The following is a 17,187-nucleotide window of genomic DNA, read 5'->3' as shown; positions in this document are numbered from 1 at the left end:
ACACCACTGATCAACCAACTGGGCATCGTCAAGCGCAACATCGTGCGTGCAGAGCGTGAGCACGTCGAGCACCTGGGCCGATTCGGCAGCGCCACCGTGCACGAAGCGATCGGGCGTGTTGGTTTGCTCAAGCCGTACATGCGTCCAATCTACGCCGGCGCGCAGGCGGCCGGCACCGCCGTCACCGTGCTGCTGCACCCGGGCGACAATTGGATGATGCACGTGGTGGCGGAACAGATCCAGCCGGGCGACATCGTGGTGGCGGCGATTACCGCCGAATGCAGCGACGGCTATTTCGGCGACCTGCTGGCCACCAGCTTCAAGGCACGCGGCGCGAAAGCGCTAATCATCGACGCCGGCGTGCGCGACGTGCGCTTCCTGACCGAGATGGGCTTCCCGGTATGGAGCAAAAACATCAGCGCCAAGGGCACCATCAAAGCCACGCTGGGCTCCGTGAACATCCCGGTGCTGTGCGCCGGCGCCCTGGTCAACCCGGGCGACGCCGTGATAGCCGACGATGACGGCGTAGTCATCGTGCCTGCCGCTGATGTTGCCCGCGTGGCCGCCGTCGCGCAAAAGCGCGAAGACCTCGAAGGCGAGAAACGCGCCAAACTGGCGGCGGGCGTGCTGGGTCTGGACATGTACCACATGCGCGGCCCGCTGGAACAGGCCGGCCTCAAATACATCGACTAAAACATCGGGGTCAGCTCTGACATTCGGACACGCAAGCACTACGTTTGAGGCGTATCAATATCAGATCTGAAAATCTTAAAACTGCGCTGTTAATTGCTTCGCACATTTGAACAGCAATTTTTGATAAAGCATTTTGATCTCTATCAATGATGAGTGCTGCGTGTCCGAATGTCAGAGCTGACCCCGAATTGCGGGGCGGATGAAGAGGGCGGTCAGCATGCCGATCGCGCAGACGCCGATCACGTACCACGCCGGGCCCAGCGGGTCGCTCTTCAGCATCAGCGTCACCACCACCGGCGTCAGGCCGCCGAAGATGGCGTAGGATAGGTTGTAGGAGAACGATAAGCCAGAGAACCGCACCTGCGCCGGAAACGCTTGCACCAGCACGCACGGCACCGCGCCCACCACGCCGACGCAGAAGCCGGTCACGCCATACAGCGGCAACAGCAGTTCCGGCTGCGCCCGCAGCGTGGTGTAGAACACGTAGGTGCAGATCGCCAGCAGCAGCGCGCCGACGAACAACACCGGCTTGGCACCTAGCTTGTCGGCCAGCACGCCATACACCACGCAGCCCAGCGCCAGTCCCAGCGTCGCCACGGTGTTCGCCACCAGCGAGGTGCGCGCGTCGATGTGGTAGACCTTTTGCAGCAGGGCCGGCGTCATCAGGATCACCACCACGATGCCGGCCGACAGCATCCACGTCAGCAGCATCGATACCGTCACCGCGCCGCGATGGCTGCGCAGCACGGCTTTCAGTGGCATCTCGGCCGCCAGCGCTTTGCGCTGCGCCATTTCGGCAAACACCGGCGTTTCATGCAGCCAGCGGCGCAGGTACATCGCGCCCAGCCCGAATACGCCGCCCAGCAGGAAGGGGATGCGCCATGCGCCGGCCAGTACTTCGTCCGGTTTGTAGGCGGTGTTCAGGCCCGTCGCCACCAGCGATCCAAGCAGGATGCCGAAGGTCAGGCCGGCCGTCAGCACGCCGCAGGCGTAGCCGGTGTGGCGCGCCGGTACGTGCTCGGATACGAACACCCACGCGCCCGGCACTTCGCCACCCACCGCCGCGCCCTGGAACACCCGCATCAACAATAGCAGCAGCGGCGCCGCGAGACCGATGCTGGCGTAGGTGGGCAGCAGGCCGATGGCCAGCGTCGGCACGGCCATCATGAGGATCGATAACGTGAACATGCGCTTGCGCCCCAGCAGGTCGCCAAAGTGCGCCATGACGATGCCGCCCAGCGGACGCACCACGTAGCCGGCCGCGAAGATGCCGAAGGTCTGCAGGGTGCGCAGCCAGTCCGGCATTTCGGCCGGGAAGAACAATTGTCCGATGGCGTTGGCAAAGAAGACGAAGATGATGAAGTCGTAGAACTCAAGGGCGCCGCCCAGTGCGGCCAGCGACAGGGTTTTGTAGTCCTGGCCCGTCAGCGGACGGATGGTCTCGTTGTTGTGCATTGTGTTGTTCTTGTTGGGTTGATCAAGTGAGGGCAGACGTAGCATAGCACCCGAAGTGTGGCTTTTGTGCAGCGGTTTATGTTGCGCCGCCGCAACCGGGAGTTGGCAAGGGCCGGGCCGGCGGTTTCATGGTTTGGATATATTGCGGCGCAGCACGGATATGTCTTTACAAATTTCTACGGTAGGCTAAAGTCGATGTAAATGATAACGCTATCTTAGTGCTGCGAATCTTCCCCCGTTTTGATTTGATAGGTGCTGTTCTTTGGTGCCTGTTTCTTTCGAGTGGGAATGTTAGCGCTAACTAATCTTGGAGGCATTGGATGCAGAGTATCCGTTGGGTGGTCATGGGCGTCAGCGGTTGCGGCAAGAGCACGGTCGGACAGGCGCTGGCGGCCGCGAACGGCGCGCCGTTCGTCGAGGGCGACCAGTTTCACCCGCCTGCCAACGTGGCCAAGATGTCGGCCGGCGTACCGCTCAACGATGAGGACCGCGCCGACTGGCTGCTGGCCCTGCAGGCGCAAATCAGCGCCGCCCGCGAGCGCGGCGAGGGGCTGGTGATCTCCTGCTCCTCGCTCAAGCGCCGCTACCGCGACCTGCTGCGCCAGGGCGACCCGGCGCTGCGCTTCGCCCACCTGAATGGACCGAAAGCGCTGATCGAGGCGCGCATGCGGGCGCGCGTCGGCCACTATATGCCGCCCTCACTGCTGGACAGCCAGTTCCACGACCTGGAACCGCTGCAAGGCGACGAGGCGGGCATCACGCTGGATATCGAAACACCGCCCGACGATCTGGTCATCCGGATCAGGGCGGAGCAGTAAGCAGTAATCACAAAGCAATCACAATAACTAGACGGAGACTGACAATGACTACACTCGCTACCCGTAACACCATCATGCGCCTGGCCGTGGCCAGCGCCTGCAGCTGGATCGCCATCTCGGCGGCCCACGCCCAGCAGGCAGCCGCCGCGGCCACCGATGCGCAAGCCGATCAGGCCCAGGCCGCGCCGGCGGCCGCCACCGAACCTGAAGCCAAGGTCGATAACGTGGTGACCGTGTCCGGCTCGCGCATCTCGGCGCGCGGTTTCACGCTGCCCACGCCCACCACGATGCTGAGCGCAGACGACCTGGCCAAGACCGCCAAGCCTAACCTGTTCAACGCGATCGCCGAATTGCCCGCGCTGCAAGGCAGCACCGGCCGCACCACCAGTACCAACAGCACCAGCAGCGGTATCCAGGGCCTTAGCTCCCTGAGCTTGCGCGGCCTCGGTCCGATCCGCACGCTGACGCTGCTGGACGGCCAGCGCGTGGTCGGCGCCAACGTCACCGGCGTGACGGACGTCAGCCAGTTCCCCCAACTGCTGGTCAAGCGCGTTGACGTGGTGACCGGCGGCGCGTCCGCTTCCTACGGTTCGGACGCCATCGGCGGCGTGGTCAACTTCGTCACCGATAAGAAATTCGAAGGCTTCAAGTTCAACGTCGAAGGCGGCCAGACCACCTATCACGACGACAAGAACGGCACGGTGCAGGCGGCCTTCGGCAAGGCGTTCATGGACGACCGCCTGCACGTTACGGCGAGCGTGGAGTATGGCCGCGAGAAGGGCATCGAGTCGCCGGGCTTTGGCGAGGTCGGTCCCAACGGCCGTACCTGGTACAAGAACCCGGCCTACCAGATCCGTCCGCTGAGCGCGACCAACGACGGCAAGCCGCAGTACACCGTGATCGAACACGCGCAGCAGTACCAGTACGCGAAGTACGGCCTGATTACCAACGGCCCGCTGCAAGGCACGGCGTTTGGCGTCAACGGTCAGCCGTACCAGTTCCAGTATGGCTCGAATGGCGTACCGACCGGCACCGGCGCGGTGACCGGCTGCGTCAATCCATTCTGTATCGGCGGTGATTTGAGCGGCAGCGTCGGCGCCGGCACCAACCTGGCGATGGACTTGACCCGCCAGGTGGGCTATACCCGCGTGGGCTTCGACATCAACCCGGATCACGAGATCTACATGACCGCCAACTTCGGTCGCGTGAAGTCGGCGTTTTCGCCCAACCCGGGCGCGGCCAAGAACGCCAACCTGACCATCCAGTGCTCGAATCCTTATCTGCCAGCTTCGATCGTGGCGGCGTGCGCGGCGAATAACATCACCAGCTTCCAGTACGGTACGGCCAACGCCATCTTCCCGGAGAACATCAACGTTCATCCGACCCGCGAGATGCGCCGCCTGACGCTGGGCGCCAACGGCCGCTTCCCGGCCTTCGGCAAAGAGTGGACTTATGACGCTTACGTGGAACGCGGCATTAACTTCACCGACATCATCGTCAAGGATATGACGCTGAATGCCCGCTACAACGCCGCCATCGATGCGGTGCGCCTGGCCGACGGCAGCATCGTCTGCCGCAACGAGGTGGCGCGCGCCTCGGGCTGTGTGCCGCTCAACATCATCGGCAATGTGCCGGTCAGCGCCGCCGCCTGGGGCTACGTGGCGCCGGAGAACGGCCCGCAGCAGCACACCCGCCAGCAGCAGGACGTCGGCAGCTTCAACATCAACGGCGAGGCGTTCGAATCGTGGGCCGGCCCGATCGCGGTGGCGACCGGCGCCGAGTGGCGCCGTGAGTCGTACCGTGTCAACGGCGACCCATATGGCAACGGCATTTTCCCGGACAGCCCGAACACCGCGCAGTATCCGGCCGACCCGATCCTGAACTCCACCGTGGGCAACAACTGGTACGCAGGTAACTACCACAACGCTTCCGGCACCTATAACGTGAAGGAGGCCTACCTGGAGTTGAACGTGCCGGTGCTGAAATCGGCCACCTGGGGCGAGGCCAACGTCAACATCGCCGACCGCCACACCAAGTACAGCACCTCCGGCCACGTGGAAAGCTGGAAGCTGGGCGCCAACTGGAAGACCGGCATCGACGGCCTGCGCTTCCGCGCGGTCACTTCGAAAGACGTGCGCGCGCCGAACCTGAGCGAACTGTATGCGGCCGCCGTGGTGGTGAACAACGTGGTGCAGTACCAGGGCAATACCGTCACCATCCAGCAGCGCACCGTGGGTAACACCAAGCTGCGTCCTGAAATCGCCCGTAACAACATCTTCGGTATCGTGCTGGATCGTCCGAGCTGGGCGCCGGGCTTCAGCGCTTCGGTCGACTATTTCGACATCAAGGTCAATGGCGTGATCTCGTCGCTGACCGCGCAGCAGGAAGTGGATCTGTGCGTGGCCGGTAACAAGGAAATCTGCGGCGCCATGTCGCTTGGTAACGCCATCCCGATCAATAACTACGTGACCGTGCAAGCCTTCAATCTGGCTTCACTGCACAGCAAAGGCTACGACCTGGAAGCCTCGTATCGCCTGAACCTGAAGGACTGGAACCTGCCGGGCCGCTTCACCGTGCGTGGCCTGGTCACCCGTAACATCAGCTTCCTGACCGATCCGGGCGTGGTGGGCACCATTCCGTCGGAAGGCGCCGGTAATAACCTGGGCAGCACGCCGCGCTGGAAAGGCCTGCTGTCGCAGTCGTGGGATACCGATAAATACAGCCTGACGCTGAGCGAGCGCTGGATCAGCAGCGGCAAGTACAGCAACGAGTTTATCGAGTGCCAGACCAACTGCCCGGTATCGACCGTGATCCATCCGACCATCTACAACAACCACATGAAGGGCGCCTTCTACGTGGACCTGGGCGGCACCTGGAAGTTCTCGGACAAGGCCACGGCCTTCTTCAAGATCGATAACATCGGCAACGTCGATCCGGCTGCGGCGCCACAGGCCAATCTGAGCTTCGGCATCAATCCGGCCCTGTACGATGTGATCGGCCGTGTGTACCGTGTCGGCCTGCGCTACAACTTCTAAGCGATGACTATCACCACTCCGTTGGCGGCGCTCTTCGGAGTGACGCCTGCGGCGTGGGCGCTGATTGCCGTGGCACTGGCGGTCGGTTCGCTCACGCTGCTGATCGCCTGGGCCAAGGTGCAGCCGCTGCTGGCGTTCGTGGCGGCGGCGCTGATCGCGGCGCTGCTGCTCGGCGTGCCGCTGGAGAGCATCCCCAAGTCCATCGACAAGGGCATCGGCGACCTGCTTGGGTCGCTGATCGTGATTGTCTGTCTCGGCGCGGTGTTCGGCAAGCTGATCGCCGACAGCGGCGCGGCGCAGCGCATCGCCAGTTACCTGATCGGCGTGTTCGGTTCCGCGCGCATGCCGGTGGCGCTGACGCTGACCGGCTTCGTGGCCGGCATTCCGCTTTACTACAACGTCGGCTTCGTGTTGCTGGTGCCGCTGGTGTTCTCGCTGGTGTATCAGAGCGGCCGGCCGGCGGTGGCGCTGGCGATTCCGCTGCTGGCCGGGCTGTCGATCGCGCACGGCTTCCTGCCGCCGCATCCATCGCCGACCGCGCTGGTGGCGCAGTTCCACGCCGATATGGGCCGCACGCTGTTCTACGGTTTGATCGTGGCGGTGCCGACGCTGATCATCGCCGGCCCGGTGTTCGCGCTGACGCTCAAGCGCATCCAGGCCGAGCCGGCGCCGATGTTCCGCGCCGGCCTGCGCGACGAGGCCGAACTGCCGGGCGTTTTCAACAGCTTCGCCACGGCGCTGCTGCCGGTCTGGCTGCTGGCCGCCGCCACCGGCGCCAGCATGCTGCCGATCGCCGATCCGGCGCTGAAATCGCTGGTGGCCTTCCTGGCCAATCCGATGATCGTGATGCTGCTTGCCCTGCTGGTGGCGGTGTTCACGCTGGGCGTGGCGCGCGGCCAGAAGCTGCCGGTGCTGATGGCCGGCGCGCAGGACGCCATGCGCGACATCGCGCCCATCCTGCTGGTGATCGCGGGTGCCGGCGCGCTGAAACAGGTGCTGGTGGATTCCGGCGTCAGCGCGCAACTGGGCACGCAGCTCGGTGCCTTGCCGGTGCCGCCGCTGGTGCTGGGCTGGATCGTCGCGACCCTGATCCGCATCTGTCTCGGCTCCGCCACCGTGGCCGGGCTGACGGCGGCTGGCATCGTGGCGCCGGTGGTGCAGGGCTCGGGCATCGATCCGAGCTTGATGGTGCTGGCGATCGGCGCCGGCAGTTTGATGTGCAGCCATGTGAACGACTCCGGCTTCTGGATGTTCAAGGAGTATTTCGGGCTGTCCTTGAAAGACACCTTCCGTTCGTGGACGCTGATGGAGACCTTGGTCGGCGTGTTCGGACTTGTTTTCGTATTGATTCTTTCTGCCTTTATAGGATAAACAGATGAAACCAATTTTGAATATGCTGGTTGCGGCAGCATTTGCCGCGCCCCTGCTGGTGCAGGCCGCGTCGATTTCAGCCTACCAGACCATGCCGGACGATCCGCGCGCGATCAAGGTCAAGGCGGTTGGCGACGGCCGCGCCGACGACACCGCCGCCATTCAGGAGGCGCTGAACGCCGCCGCCAACAAGGGCGAGGGCGGCGTGGTATTCCTGCCGTCCGGCCGTTACCTCATCAGCCGTTCGCTGCTGGTGCCGCTGGCGGTGCGCCTGTACGGCGTGGGCCCGACGCGGCCGGTGCTGCTGCTGGGCGCGAACACGCCGGGCTTCCAGAAAGGCGTCGCCAACATGGTGGTGTTCACCGGCGGCGACCAGTACACGGTCGGCAAGGTGCCGGTCCCGGTCAAGAGCGCGGTGCCGTACAGCGAAAACGTGCGCGACGCGAATTCGTCGACGTTCTATTCGGCGATGAGCAACGTCGACTTCGAGATAGGCGATGGCAATCCGGCCGCCGCCGCGGTGCGCCTGCGCACGGCGCAGCACTCCTACCTGAGCCACATGGACTTCCACATCGGTTCCGGCCTGGCGGGCGTGTACATGGTCGGCAACGAGAGCTTCGACCTGAAGTTCTACGGCGGCCGGTACGGCATCCTGACCGAGAAGACTTCGCCCGCCTGGCAGTACACGCTGATGGACTCCACCTTCGAAGGTCAGCGCGAGGCGGCGATACGCGGCCACGAGGCCGGCCTCACGCTGGTCAACACCACCATCCGCAACACGCCGGTGGGGATTGAGATCAGCCGTGGCTATGGCGACTGGTTGTGGGGCAAGGACGTGCGCTTTGAGAATGTCTCCAAGGCGGCTGTCGTCATCAGCAACGAGGACAACGTCTACACTCAGGTCGGCTTTGACAACGCGGTGGCGAAGAACACGCCGGTGTTCGCGCGCTTCCGCGACAGCGGCAAGACCGTGGCCGGCTACGGGCCGACTTACCAGATCAGCGAATTCAATTACGGCCTGATGCTGCCGGGCCTCGGCAGCGTGGGCAAGTTCGCCACCAACGTCAAGGGCGCGGCGTTGAAGGCCTTGCCGGCGCCGCGCGCGCCGGTGATGCGCACGCTGCCCGCCACAAAGCAGTGGGCTAGTGTGCGCAACTACGGCGCGGTGGGCGACGGCGTGACCGACGACACGGCCGCTATCCAGAAGGCCATCGACAGCAGCCGCGTGGTCTATCTGCCGCAAGGCTTCTACATGGTGCAGGACACCATCCGCCTCAAGCCGGACACGGTGCTGATCGGCCTGCACCCGGGCGTGACGCAGCTGGTGCTGCCGAATGGCGCGGCCGCCTACGCCGGCGCGGACGGTCCGAAGGCGCTGCTGGAAAGCGCCAAGGGCGGCGACGCCATCGTCACCGGTTTCGGCCTGGCCACCGGCGAAGTCAATCCGCGCGCCACGGCGCTGCTGTGGAAGGCCGGCGCCGAGTCGCTGGTGGATGACATCCGCATCCAGGGCGGCCACGGCACGCGCCTTTACGACGGCAAACGCCGCGATCCGTACCAGAAGTCGGCCAATTTCGATCCCACCGCGCACTGGGACCGCCAATACCCAAGCATCTGGGTGACCGATGGCGGCGGCGGCACGTTTATCGCGTGCTGGTCGCCGAGCACTTTCGCGCAGGCGGGTTTCTACGTTTCGAATACCAAAACGCCGGGCAAGGTGTATGAGCTCTCGGCCGAGCACCACATTCGCGCCGAGATCGTGTTGGATAACGTGGAGAACTGGGAGTTCCTCGCGCCGCAAACGGAGCAGGAGGTGCGCGACGGGATGGACGCGGTGTCGCTGGAGATCCGCAACTCGCGCAACATCACCTTCGCCAACTACCACGCCTACCGCGTCACCCGTTCGATCAAGCCCGCCGTGTCGGCGGTGAAGATGACCAACTCGGGCGATATCCGCTTCCGCAACGTGCACGTCAACGCGGAAAGCGGCTACGCCACCTGCGACGACAACGGCTGCGACACCTATCTGCGCGCCAGCAAGTACCCGTTCGAGAACACGCTGCAGGACCTGACCCACAAACAGGAAGTGCGCGAGCACGAGTTCGCGGTGTTGGACATCGGCCCGGCCACCGCAGCCAATGCCGCCGGCGCCGCCCGCCCGGCGACCGGCCCGGCGGCCGCCATCTTCGCGACCACCGCGCCGGTGCCGGCGCCGGCCGGCCCGTTCGCGGCGGCGAGGGTGGAGAAGCTGGAAGGCGATTTCTATTCGATCGCCGGCGCCGCGGTGGATGCCAAGGGCAAGCTGTATTTTGTCGACCGCCGTTTCAACCGCATTTACAGCTGGTCGAAAGAGGGCGGCCTAGCGGTGGTGCGCGACGCGCCGCTGGATCCGGTCAACCTCGCCATCGACAAGAGCGGCGCCATCATGGTGGTGTCCTCCTTCGGGCCTGAAGGCACGGTGTATTCCTTCAATCCGGAGCAGCCTGCGGGACCGATCACCATCATCAAGCCGACGGCGGCCAAGGCCAACGCCAATGCCCGTGTGGTGGTGCCGGTCAATTTCTGGCAGAACGGCGAGTTCCGCGATCAGCTTAACTTCGACACCTACGAGTTCACCACGCTGGCCGAGATGTTCGCCCGCGACGTGGCGCTGCCGAAGAAGCGCGAGTACGTCTCCCCCGACGGCAGCCTGGTGCTGCCGGCCTACCGCGTGTTCAAGCAGGGGCCGAACGACCATCTCGGCTACCGCTTCTCCGACACGCTGGACACGCACGGCCTGGTCTCGGCCGGCGCCAACGGCCGCGTGGTGTTCACCAACGGTTCCGAGAACCGCACCTTCAGCGGCGTGATCGGCGCCGGCGGCGCCATCACGGACCTCAAGTTGGCGGCCAATCGCGGCGGCGAGAGCGCGGCGGTGGATGGCAAGGGCAATGTCTATGTGGCCAACGGCCAGGTGTTCGTCTACGCGCCGGACGGCAAGGAGATCGGCCGCATCGACGTGCCGGAGCGCCCGCTGCAGCTGATCTTCGGCGGCGCCGACAAGCGCACCCTGTTTATCCTGACCCACCATTCGCTGTACGCGGCGGGAGGCTTCGATGCGCAATAAACTCGCCTGCCTCTTGATGGCCTTGTGCGCGCACGCCGGCGCGCAGCAGCTGCAACTCTGGCCCAACGGCGCGCCGGGCGCGGAAAAACGCCACAACGAGCCGGAGAAGGTGGACAACACCTACGTCAGCAATATCCATGATCCCTCGCTGACGGTGGCGCGCGCCAATCCGCGCCACGCCAACGGCGCGGCGGTGGTGATCGTGCCTGGCGGCGGCCACCGCATGCTGGTGTTCCAGAACGAGGGCATGGTCGCGGCCAGGTCGCTCAACCGCGTCGGCGTGACGGCCTTTGTGTTGAAGTACCGGCTCGCGCGCGATCAGGGTTCCGGCTACTCGATCGAAAACGACGCCGCCGCCGACCTGCGCCGCGCCGTGCGCTGGGTGCGCGCGCATGCGGCCGAGTACAACGTCGATCCGCAGCGGGTCGGCGTCATGGGCTTCTCGGCCGGTGGCGAGCTGGTCTCGCTGGTGGCCGACAACCCGGAGCCGCCGCCGCCGGCCAGGCAGGACGCCATCGACAAGCTGAGCGCGCGGCCGGATTTCCAGGTGCTGGTCTATCCCGGCCCGCTGGGTTCGCCGGCCAGGGCGGCGCAGAACGCGCCGCCGGCCTTCATCGTGGCCGGCTCCAACGACAAATGCTGCATGCCGCCGGCGCTCAACCTGTATCAGCAGCTGGTCGCGGCCGGCGTGTCGGCCGAGCTGCACCTGTACGCCGACACCGACCACGCCTTCAACATGGGCCAGCGCTCCGAACGGCTTTCCGACGCCCACTGGCCGGACCGCCTGCATGACTGGCTCAGCGATGGTGGCTGGTTGATTCCGCGTAACGGCCTGCCTCCGCAAGGCGTGCCGGCGCCGTAGCAGAGTTGCGCCGCTGCCACTAAGTGAGTTACCGCACGGCGATCACTGCGGTAGAATTCCAGAATTGGATTTTGTCCATTCAGGAGGCAGCGATGTCTACCACGCAAACTTTCCGCCCGGACTATCAATCGTCCGAGGTGGTTGAGGCCGGCATCACGCTGGCCGACCAGGTCGGCCCCGAGAGCGCGGCCGAATATCTCAGCCATCGGGGTGTGCTGGAAAGCGTGATCAAGCGCGTTATTTCCGAACCGGAGCACCGGCGCAACCCCGGCCGCCTGCGGGTGCGCGATGAGCGCCTGATCGAGGAGGGCTCGCGCATGAACAAGTTCATTCCATAAAGAAACTCCCGCACGTTTGACATACATCTAACAACGCGCATACTGGGCAGTTACGCTGTTGACGAGTTTTTGGACAAGGAATTCGTCATGCGTGTTGCCTCTCCAGCCGTGCTGGTGGTGGGCGCGGAGCCGACGCTGACATGGTCGGTGGCGCGCTGCCTGCGCCGCGCCGGCCATGCGCCCGTGGTTCTGGGCCGTTCCGCGTGGTCCCCCATGCGCTGCACCACCGATTGCCGCCGATACCTGCCGTGGCGCGGCGGCCCGGCACAGGTGCGCGCCGTGTGTGACGGCGCGCGCATCGAAACCCTGGTCGCCGCCGATGGCCCCACGGCACAGTTGCTGGCGCAGGAGCGCGTGCCCGACTGCGCCGTCCCGCTCCTGGCGCATCTTGCCACGCTGACCGATCGATGGCGCCTCGCGCGCCAGCTGCGGGACCTCGATCTTCCCGCTCCCGATAGCCAGTTGCTGGCCGATGCCGGCCAGTTGCTGGCGCATTCCCTGGTGTATCCCATCGTGACGATGCCGCCGGCCGGCGAAGCAAGCGTCCAACGGCACGCCGACCACGCGGCGCTGGAGCGCGCCGTTGCGCACGGCCGGTTGGCGGACGGCTTTCCGCTGATGGCCCAATCCTGCGTGGCGGGCTGGAAGGTGGCGGCGTCCTTCCTCGCATGGCGGGGCAGGCTGACGGCCTGCGCGGTGCTGCGCCACACGCGGCGCGGCCATACCTTTTATCCCAGCCGGCGCGTGCGTGAGTATGTCGAGCGCCTGGTCGCGGCATGCGGCTACAGCGGCGCCGGCCAACTCGACCTGCGCTACGATCCCGCGCGCGATAGCTATTTCATATTGAAGTTCAGTCCTCAATTTGGAAACTCCGTGCTGTATGCCGAGCGCGCGGGCCTGAATCTGCCGGCCCTGCTGCTGCGGGCCGACCGGGCGGCGGCCGCCAAAGTGGCGCTGCCGCGCGCGGGACGCGTCCGCCTGCCCCTGTACGAGCGTGGCATGACGCTGGCGACGCGATGGTTGAGCGTAGGATCAGGCTGACAAACTACTATGTTCCCAACCTACATAAGGCCTGTATGTGCTCCTATAATCGGCCACGCATCGCGGCGATATAGTGCTGTTCATCCGATACCCATATTGATGAGGCACGATATGTACGCAGCCAAACAGACATCCGTTTCCGCCAGCATCCCACGCGCGATGCAGCAAACCGCCGCGCCCGCCATCAGCCTGACCGGCGCCCAACAGAATGAACTGCTGCGCGCGCTGTCGCGTGAAGAACTGCTCGATTTGTTCGTCCACCTCGACCTGGTGCCGCTGGAAGCCGGCAAGCACCTGTTCGATACCGGCGACATGATGGAATACGCCTACTTCCCGACCAACGCCATCGTCTCGCTGCAGTACGTCACCGAGGATGGCGGCGCCGCCGAGGTGGCCGTGGTGGGACGCGAGGGCGTGGTCGGCGTGTCCATGTACGAGAACGAGCGCGCCAACTGCTGCGCCGTGGTGCAGAGCGCCGGCTATGGCTACCGCATCAAGTCCGCCGTGCTGCGCCAGGCCTTCTTCAGCGGCGGCGCGCTGGCCCAGCAGCTGATGCGCCACACCAGCGCCTTGTTCGCGCAGCTGGCGCAGACCGTGGCCGGCGTGCGCCACGGCAGCATCGAACAGCGCCTGTGCCGCTGGCTGCTGGAGCGCCTGGACCGTTCGCTGTCCAATGAATTGAAAGTAACGCAGGAGATGATCGCCAACATGCTGGGCGTGCGGCGCGAATCGATTACCTGCTGCGCCGGCAAGCTGCAGGAAGAGGGCTTGATCGAATACCGCCGCGGCACCGTCATCATCCTCGACCGCCACGGCATGGAACGCCGCGCCGGCGGTTGCTATTCCCCCTCCTAATGCAGATAGCGCGGCGCTTGCTGGAGCTGATCCAGCTTGCGCTGCACCAGCTGATACCACGCCTGCGCCCAGCGCGCCGCCGCCTGCGATTCCTCCACCGTAGCCGCCGCCATCGTCCGCCGCACCGCCAGCATCTGCCTGTGCATCGCATAGGCGGCGGGGTGGAATTTGCGGCGGGGGCGGTTTGTCGTTTGCGTATCCATGCAGGTGATTCTGCCCGCCGCACGTTGCCGCGGCTGTACGCTGTCTCACCTACAGGAAGGCTTTATTTGCCTGGGTCCTTTTGGTTGGCGAACTGATCGAATTCCACGTTGTAGACCTCGTTGCCGACCTTTTCCACCTTGCGCACATACACCGTCTGCACGATGTCGCGGGTGGCCGGGTCAATGGCGATCAGACCGCGCGGGCTATTCAGCTTGATGGTCTTGAGGATCTCCATCGCCTTGTCGCCGTCGATCTTGCCATTCAGCTTGCGCGTCACCTCATAGATGGCGGCCATGCCGTCGTAAGCCGCCACCGCCATGAAGTTGGGGCGGCCGCCGTCCGGATTGGTGGCGGCAAAGCTTTTCAGGAAGGCCGCGTTCTCCGGCGACTTGTGGGCGGCCGAATAGTGGAAGGTGGTGATCACGCCCAGCGTGGCGTCGCCCATGGCCGGCAGCACGTGGTCGTCGGTCAGGTCGCCGGTGGCGATCACCTTGATACCGGCCTCGGCCAGGCCGCGCTCGCGGTAGCCCTTCATGAAGGCGATGCTTTGCTCGCCGGCCGGCACGAAGATGAACACCGCGTCCGGCTTGGCGTCCTTGATGCGCTGGATGAACGGCGCGAATTCCGGATTGCGCAGCGGTACGCGGATGGCCTCCGTGACCGTGCCGCCACCCTTGACCAGCTCATTCTTGAAGGCCGTCTCGGCGTCGATGCCCGGGCCGTAGTCGGCCACCAGCGTGACCACTTTCTTGATCTTGTTCTTCACCGCCCAGGTGGCCATGGGCGCGGAAATCTGCGGCAGCGTCATCGAGAAGCGCGCCACGTAGTCCGACTTGGTGGTGATGACCGAGGTGGCCGCGTTCATGATGATCATCGGTTTCTTGGCCTGCTGGGCGATGGGCGCCACGGCCAGCGCTTCCGGGGTCAGCCCGAAGCCGGCCAGGAAGTCGACCTTGTCGCGCACCACCAGCTCCTGCGCCAGGCGCTTGGCCACTTCCGGCGCCGGGCCGGTGGTGTCCTTGACGATGATCTGGATTTTCTTGCCGGCGACCGTGTCGCCGTATTGGGCCATGTAGGCCTTGATGCCGCCCTCCATTTGCTTGCCGTAGTCCGCGAACGGACCGGAGAAGGCTGCGATCACCCCGACCTTGATGGTGTCCAGCGCCCACGCGGCCGGCGTCGCGGCCAGGGTGAATGCTGCAAGTGTCGCTATTTTCACTAATTTTTTCATCTTCATGCCTGTCTCCTGTGTTGTTCTGTGTCCGGTGATTGACAATATACCGTGGCAACCATAGTATCCAATCTATGTGCGATTAACAACCGATTGTTCGATAATCGCACATCATTAAAACAACAGGAGACTAGGAATGAAAAACACCATTCGTGGCGCCGTAGCGCTGCTGTGCACCGTCGGCGCCTCGGCCGCCATGGCCCAATCCAACGTAACCGTGTACGGCCTGCTCGATACCGGCATCGAACGCGTCACCAATGTCAACGCCGCCGGCGACAGCGTCACCCGCATGCCGTCGCTGACCGGCTCGTTCCCGTCGCGTATCGGTTTCCGCGGCACGGAAGACCTGGGCGGCGGCCTGTCGGCCATCTTCACGCTGGAAGCCGGCCTGGCGGTCGATACCGGCACCATGGGGCAGGGCAACCGCCTGTTCGGGCGCCAGGCCACCATTGGCCTGAAGGGCGACTTCGGCACCGTGACCCTGGGCCGCCAGGTCAACATGACTTACATCTCCGGTCTGAAGTCGGACGTGATGGGCCCCAACCTGTTCGCCATCGGCAGCATCGACCCTTACCTGCCGAATGCGCGCAGCGACAACGCCATCGGCTACTTCGGCAACTTCAACAACTTCGTGATCGGCGCCACCTACAGCACCGGCCGCGACGCCTCCAGCGCCGGCGGCCCGGCCGCCACCGGCTGCCCGGGCGAGGTGGCGGGCAACGCCAAGGCCTGCCGCCAGGTGACCGGCCTGTTCGGTTACGAGACCGCCGCGTACGGCCTGAATATGTCGTATGACATTTTGTACGGCAATACCGGCGCGGCGGCCGGTCTGACCAGCAGCAATAACAGCGACAAGCGCGTGACCGCCAATGGTTATGTGAAGGTGGGCGAGGCCAAGCTGGGCGGCGGCGTCATCGACCGCACCACGCGCGCGGCCACCGGCCTGACCGAGTCGGATCTGTACTACTTCGGCGTGAGCTATCCGGTGACGCCGTTCACCACGCTGGATGCGCAGTGGGCGCGCAAGGATGTGAAGCGCAGCGGCGACGATGCCACCATGCTGGTCGCGCGCGCGACCTACTACTTCTCGAAACGCACCGCCGTGTATGGTGGCGTGGGCCGCATGAAGAACTCGGGCCTGTCGGCGGTGGCGCTGGATGCCGGCGGTTCGGTTGGCGCCGGCAAATCGCAGAATGGCGTGATGGCGGGCATTCGCCACACCTTCTGATACTTGCACGTCGTTCCGGCGCAGGCCGGGACGACGTTTATGGCAGCAGGACCGCCAACTCCTGCGCGCCGCGTTGCAGCACCGGCAGGAACTCGTGCTGCAGCTGATCCACGCTGACGCGCGCCGCCTGCGCGCCCACGTTCAGCGCCGCCAGCACCGTGCCGGACGCGCCGCGCACCGGCACGGCGATCGAACGCAGCCCCAGTTCCAGTTCCTCATCGTTGATGGCGTAGCCGTCGCGGCGCACGCCCGCCAGCACTTCGCGCAGCCGTTTCGGGTTGACGATGGTGTTGACCGTCATCGGCCGCAGGCGGGTGTGCTCCAGGTAGGCGTCCAGCTGGTCCGGCGGCAGGTGCGCCAGCATCACCCGGCCCAGCGAGGTGCAGTAGGCGGGCAGGCGGCTGCCGGTATTCAGCGCCACCGACATCACGCGCGAGGTCGCGGCGCGCGCCACGTACAGTATTTCGCCATCCTCCAGCACCGCCAGCGAGCTCGATTCATTGAGCGCGCGGCTGATGTTGTTCAGGTAGGGCTGGGCCGACACCGTCAACGGCGTCGACGACAGGTAGGAGTAACCGAGCGTCAGCACCTTGGGCCGCAGCGAGAAGTTGTTGAGTTCCGCGTCGACGTAGCCCAGCTCGCGCAGCGTGTGCAGGCAGCGGCGCACGGCGGCGCGCGGGATGCCGGTCTTCTGGCTGATGCTGGCGATGGTCTGGGGCTTGCGCGCGTCGCTGAAGGCGCGCAGCACCGCCAGGCCGCGCGCCAGGGAGGTCATGAAGCTGGGGTCGGTCATCGCGTCGATCTGCTCGGCGATGGTGGGCTCGCGGTCGTCGTCCGCGTCGGTAAGTGGGGTGGCTTTAGACATGGCGTGATTTTAATGCAGTCATCAGGTTCAATTGGCGTTTTTTTCTTGACCGGGGCTGGCGCAAGTTCTACACTGGGTGTGCGGT

14 protein-coding genes are annotated in these 17,187 nt (G+C 65.0%); 10 read left to right on the top strand and 4 right to left on the bottom strand.

Annotation, left to right across the window (positions count from 1 at the left end):
• Positions 1-9 precede the first annotated feature (9 nt).
• A complete protein-coding gene (ligK, locus tag FHW83_RS00870; RefSeq protein WP_176644943.1) occupies positions 10-693 on the top strand; it encodes a 4-carboxy-4-hydroxy-2-oxoadipate aldolase/oxaloacetate decarboxylase in 684 nt (227 codons plus the stop codon).
• A 171-nt stretch (positions 694-864) separates the two neighbouring features.
• On the opposite strand, the gene FHW83_RS00865 is transcribed toward ligK, so the two are convergent.
• Positions 865-2,148, bottom strand: a complete 1,284-nt coding sequence (locus FHW83_RS00865; RefSeq protein ID WP_176644491.1) for an MFS transporter — start codon at positions 2,146-2,148, stop codon at positions 865-867.
• A 320-nt stretch (positions 2,149-2,468) separates the two neighbouring features.
• Between FHW83_RS00865 and FHW83_RS00860 the strand changes: the two genes are divergently transcribed.
• The 8 genes from FHW83_RS00860 (at position 2,469) to FHW83_RS00825 (ending at position 13,574) form a co-directional block, all read left to right on the top strand.
• Positions 2,469-2,966: a gluconokinase gene (locus FHW83_RS00860; RefSeq protein WP_229223962.1), complete on the top strand. Its 498-nt coding sequence runs from the start codon at positions 2,469-2,471 to the stop codon at positions 2,964-2,966.
• Positions 2,967-3,010: 44 nt separating this feature from the next.
• Complete coding sequence (locus tag FHW83_RS00855) at positions 3,011-6,001, top strand: TonB-dependent siderophore receptor (RefSeq protein WP_229223961.1); 2,991 nt, start codon at positions 3,011-3,013, stop codon at positions 5,999-6,001.
• A 3-nt stretch (positions 6,002-6,004) separates the two neighbouring features.
• Positions 6,005-7,372, top strand: a complete 1,368-nt coding sequence (locus FHW83_RS00850; RefSeq protein ID WP_176644490.1) for a gluconate:H+ symporter — start codon at positions 6,005-6,007, stop codon at positions 7,370-7,372.
• 4 nt (positions 7,373-7,376) lie between these two features.
• Positions 7,377-10,478, top strand: a complete 3,102-nt coding sequence (locus tag FHW83_RS00845) for a glycosyl hydrolase family 28-related protein (RefSeq protein WP_176644489.1) — start codon at positions 7,377-7,379, stop codon at positions 10,476-10,478.
• Positions 10,468-11,340, top strand: coding sequence for an alpha/beta hydrolase (locus tag FHW83_RS00840; protein ID WP_176644488.1), 873 nt, complete (start codon positions 10,468-10,470; stop codon positions 11,338-11,340). The genes FHW83_RS00845 and FHW83_RS00840 overlap by 11 nt, the downstream gene beginning before the upstream one ends.
• Before the next feature lie 92 nt (positions 11,341-11,432).
• Positions 11,433-11,678: a hypothetical protein gene (locus FHW83_RS00835; RefSeq protein ID WP_176644487.1), complete on the top strand. Its 246-nt coding sequence runs from the start codon at positions 11,433-11,435 to the stop codon at positions 11,676-11,678.
• Between the two features lie 69 nt (positions 11,679-11,747).
• On the top strand, positions 11,748-12,719 hold the full coding sequence (locus tag FHW83_RS00830) for a hypothetical protein (protein WP_176644486.1): 972 nt from the start codon (positions 11,748-11,750) through the stop codon (positions 12,717-12,719).
• A 111-nt stretch (positions 12,720-12,830) separates the two neighbouring features.
• The gene (locus tag FHW83_RS00825) at positions 12,831-13,574 is read left to right on the top strand and encodes a Crp/Fnr family transcriptional regulator (RefSeq protein ID WP_176644485.1); all 744 of its coding nucleotides are present in this window, start codon (positions 12,831-12,833) and stop codon (positions 13,572-13,574) included.
• On the opposite strand, the gene FHW83_RS00820 is transcribed toward FHW83_RS00825, so the two are convergent.
• The gene (locus FHW83_RS00820) at positions 13,571-13,777 is read right to left on the bottom strand and encodes a hypothetical protein (RefSeq protein ID WP_176644484.1); all 207 of its coding nucleotides are present in this window, start codon (positions 13,775-13,777) and stop codon (positions 13,571-13,573) included. The genes FHW83_RS00825 and FHW83_RS00820 overlap by 4 nt on opposite strands.
• 62 nt (positions 13,778-13,839) lie before the next feature.
• Positions 13,840-15,015: an ABC transporter substrate-binding protein gene (locus tag FHW83_RS00815; RefSeq protein WP_176644483.1), complete on the bottom strand. Its 1,176-nt coding sequence runs from the start codon at positions 15,013-15,015 to the stop codon at positions 13,840-13,842.
• A gap of 130 nt (positions 15,016-15,145) precedes the next feature.
• On the opposite strand from FHW83_RS00815, the gene FHW83_RS00810 reads away from it, so the two are divergent.
• Positions 15,146-16,237 carry a porin gene (locus FHW83_RS00810; RefSeq protein WP_176644482.1) on the top strand — a complete coding sequence of 364 codons (1,092 nt, stop codon included), beginning with the start codon at positions 15,146-15,148 and terminating at the stop codon, positions 16,235-16,237.
• A gap of 37 nt (positions 16,238-16,274) precedes the next feature.
• On the opposite strand, the gene FHW83_RS00805 is transcribed toward FHW83_RS00810, so the two are convergent.
• Positions 16,275-17,102 carry an IclR family transcriptional regulator C-terminal domain-containing protein gene (locus FHW83_RS00805; RefSeq protein WP_176644481.1) on the bottom strand — a complete coding sequence of 276 codons (828 nt, stop codon included), beginning with the start codon at positions 17,100-17,102 and terminating at the stop codon, positions 16,275-16,277.
• Positions 17,103-17,187 lie beyond the last annotated feature (85 nt).

Origin of the sequence: Duganella sp. SG902 (genome assembly GCF_013376005.1) — a bacterium.
Lineage (GTDB): Bacteria > Pseudomonadota > Gammaproteobacteria > Burkholderiales > Burkholderiaceae_D > Rugamonas.
The sequence above is the reverse complement of the archived record's forward strand: the minus strand, read 5'-3'. Positions and strand labels throughout refer to the sequence as shown.

Coding starts and splice junctions, on each gene's coding strand:
- FHW83_RS00865 (WP_176644491.1), bottom strand. CDS start 2,148: ATGCACAACAACGAGACCATCCGTCCGCTGACGGGCCAGGACTACAAA.
- FHW83_RS00860 (WP_229223962.1), top strand. CDS start 2,469: ATGCAGAGTATCCGTTGGGTGGTCATGGGCGTCAGCGGTTGCGGCAAG.
- FHW83_RS00855 (WP_229223961.1), top strand. CDS start 3,011: ATGACTACACTCGCTACCCGTAACACCATCATGCGCCTGGCCGTGGCC.
- FHW83_RS00850 (WP_176644490.1), top strand. CDS start 6,005: ATGACTATCACCACTCCGTTGGCGGCGCTCTTCGGAGTGACGCCTGCG.
- FHW83_RS00845 (WP_176644489.1), top strand. CDS start 7,377: ATGAAACCAATTTTGAATATGCTGGTTGCGGCAGCATTTGCCGCGCCC.
- FHW83_RS00840 (WP_176644488.1), top strand. CDS start 10,468: ATGCGCAATAAACTCGCCTGCCTCTTGATGGCCTTGTGCGCGCACGCC.
- FHW83_RS00835 (WP_176644487.1), top strand. CDS start 11,433: ATGTCTACCACGCAAACTTTCCGCCCGGACTATCAATCGTCCGAGGTG.
- FHW83_RS00825 (WP_176644485.1), top strand. CDS start 12,831: ATGTACGCAGCCAAACAGACATCCGTTTCCGCCAGCATCCCACGCGCG.
- FHW83_RS00820 (WP_176644484.1), bottom strand. CDS start 13,777: ATGGATACGCAAACGACAAACCGCCCCCGCCGCAAATTCCACCCCGCC.
- FHW83_RS00815 (WP_176644483.1), bottom strand. CDS start 15,015: ATGAAGATGAAAAAATTAGTGAAAATAGCGACACTTGCAGCATTCACC.
- FHW83_RS00810 (WP_176644482.1), top strand. CDS start 15,146: ATGAAAAACACCATTCGTGGCGCCGTAGCGCTGCTGTGCACCGTCGGC.
- FHW83_RS00805 (WP_176644481.1), bottom strand. CDS start 17,102: ATGTCTAAAGCCACCCCACTTACCGACGCGGACGACGACCGCGAGCCC.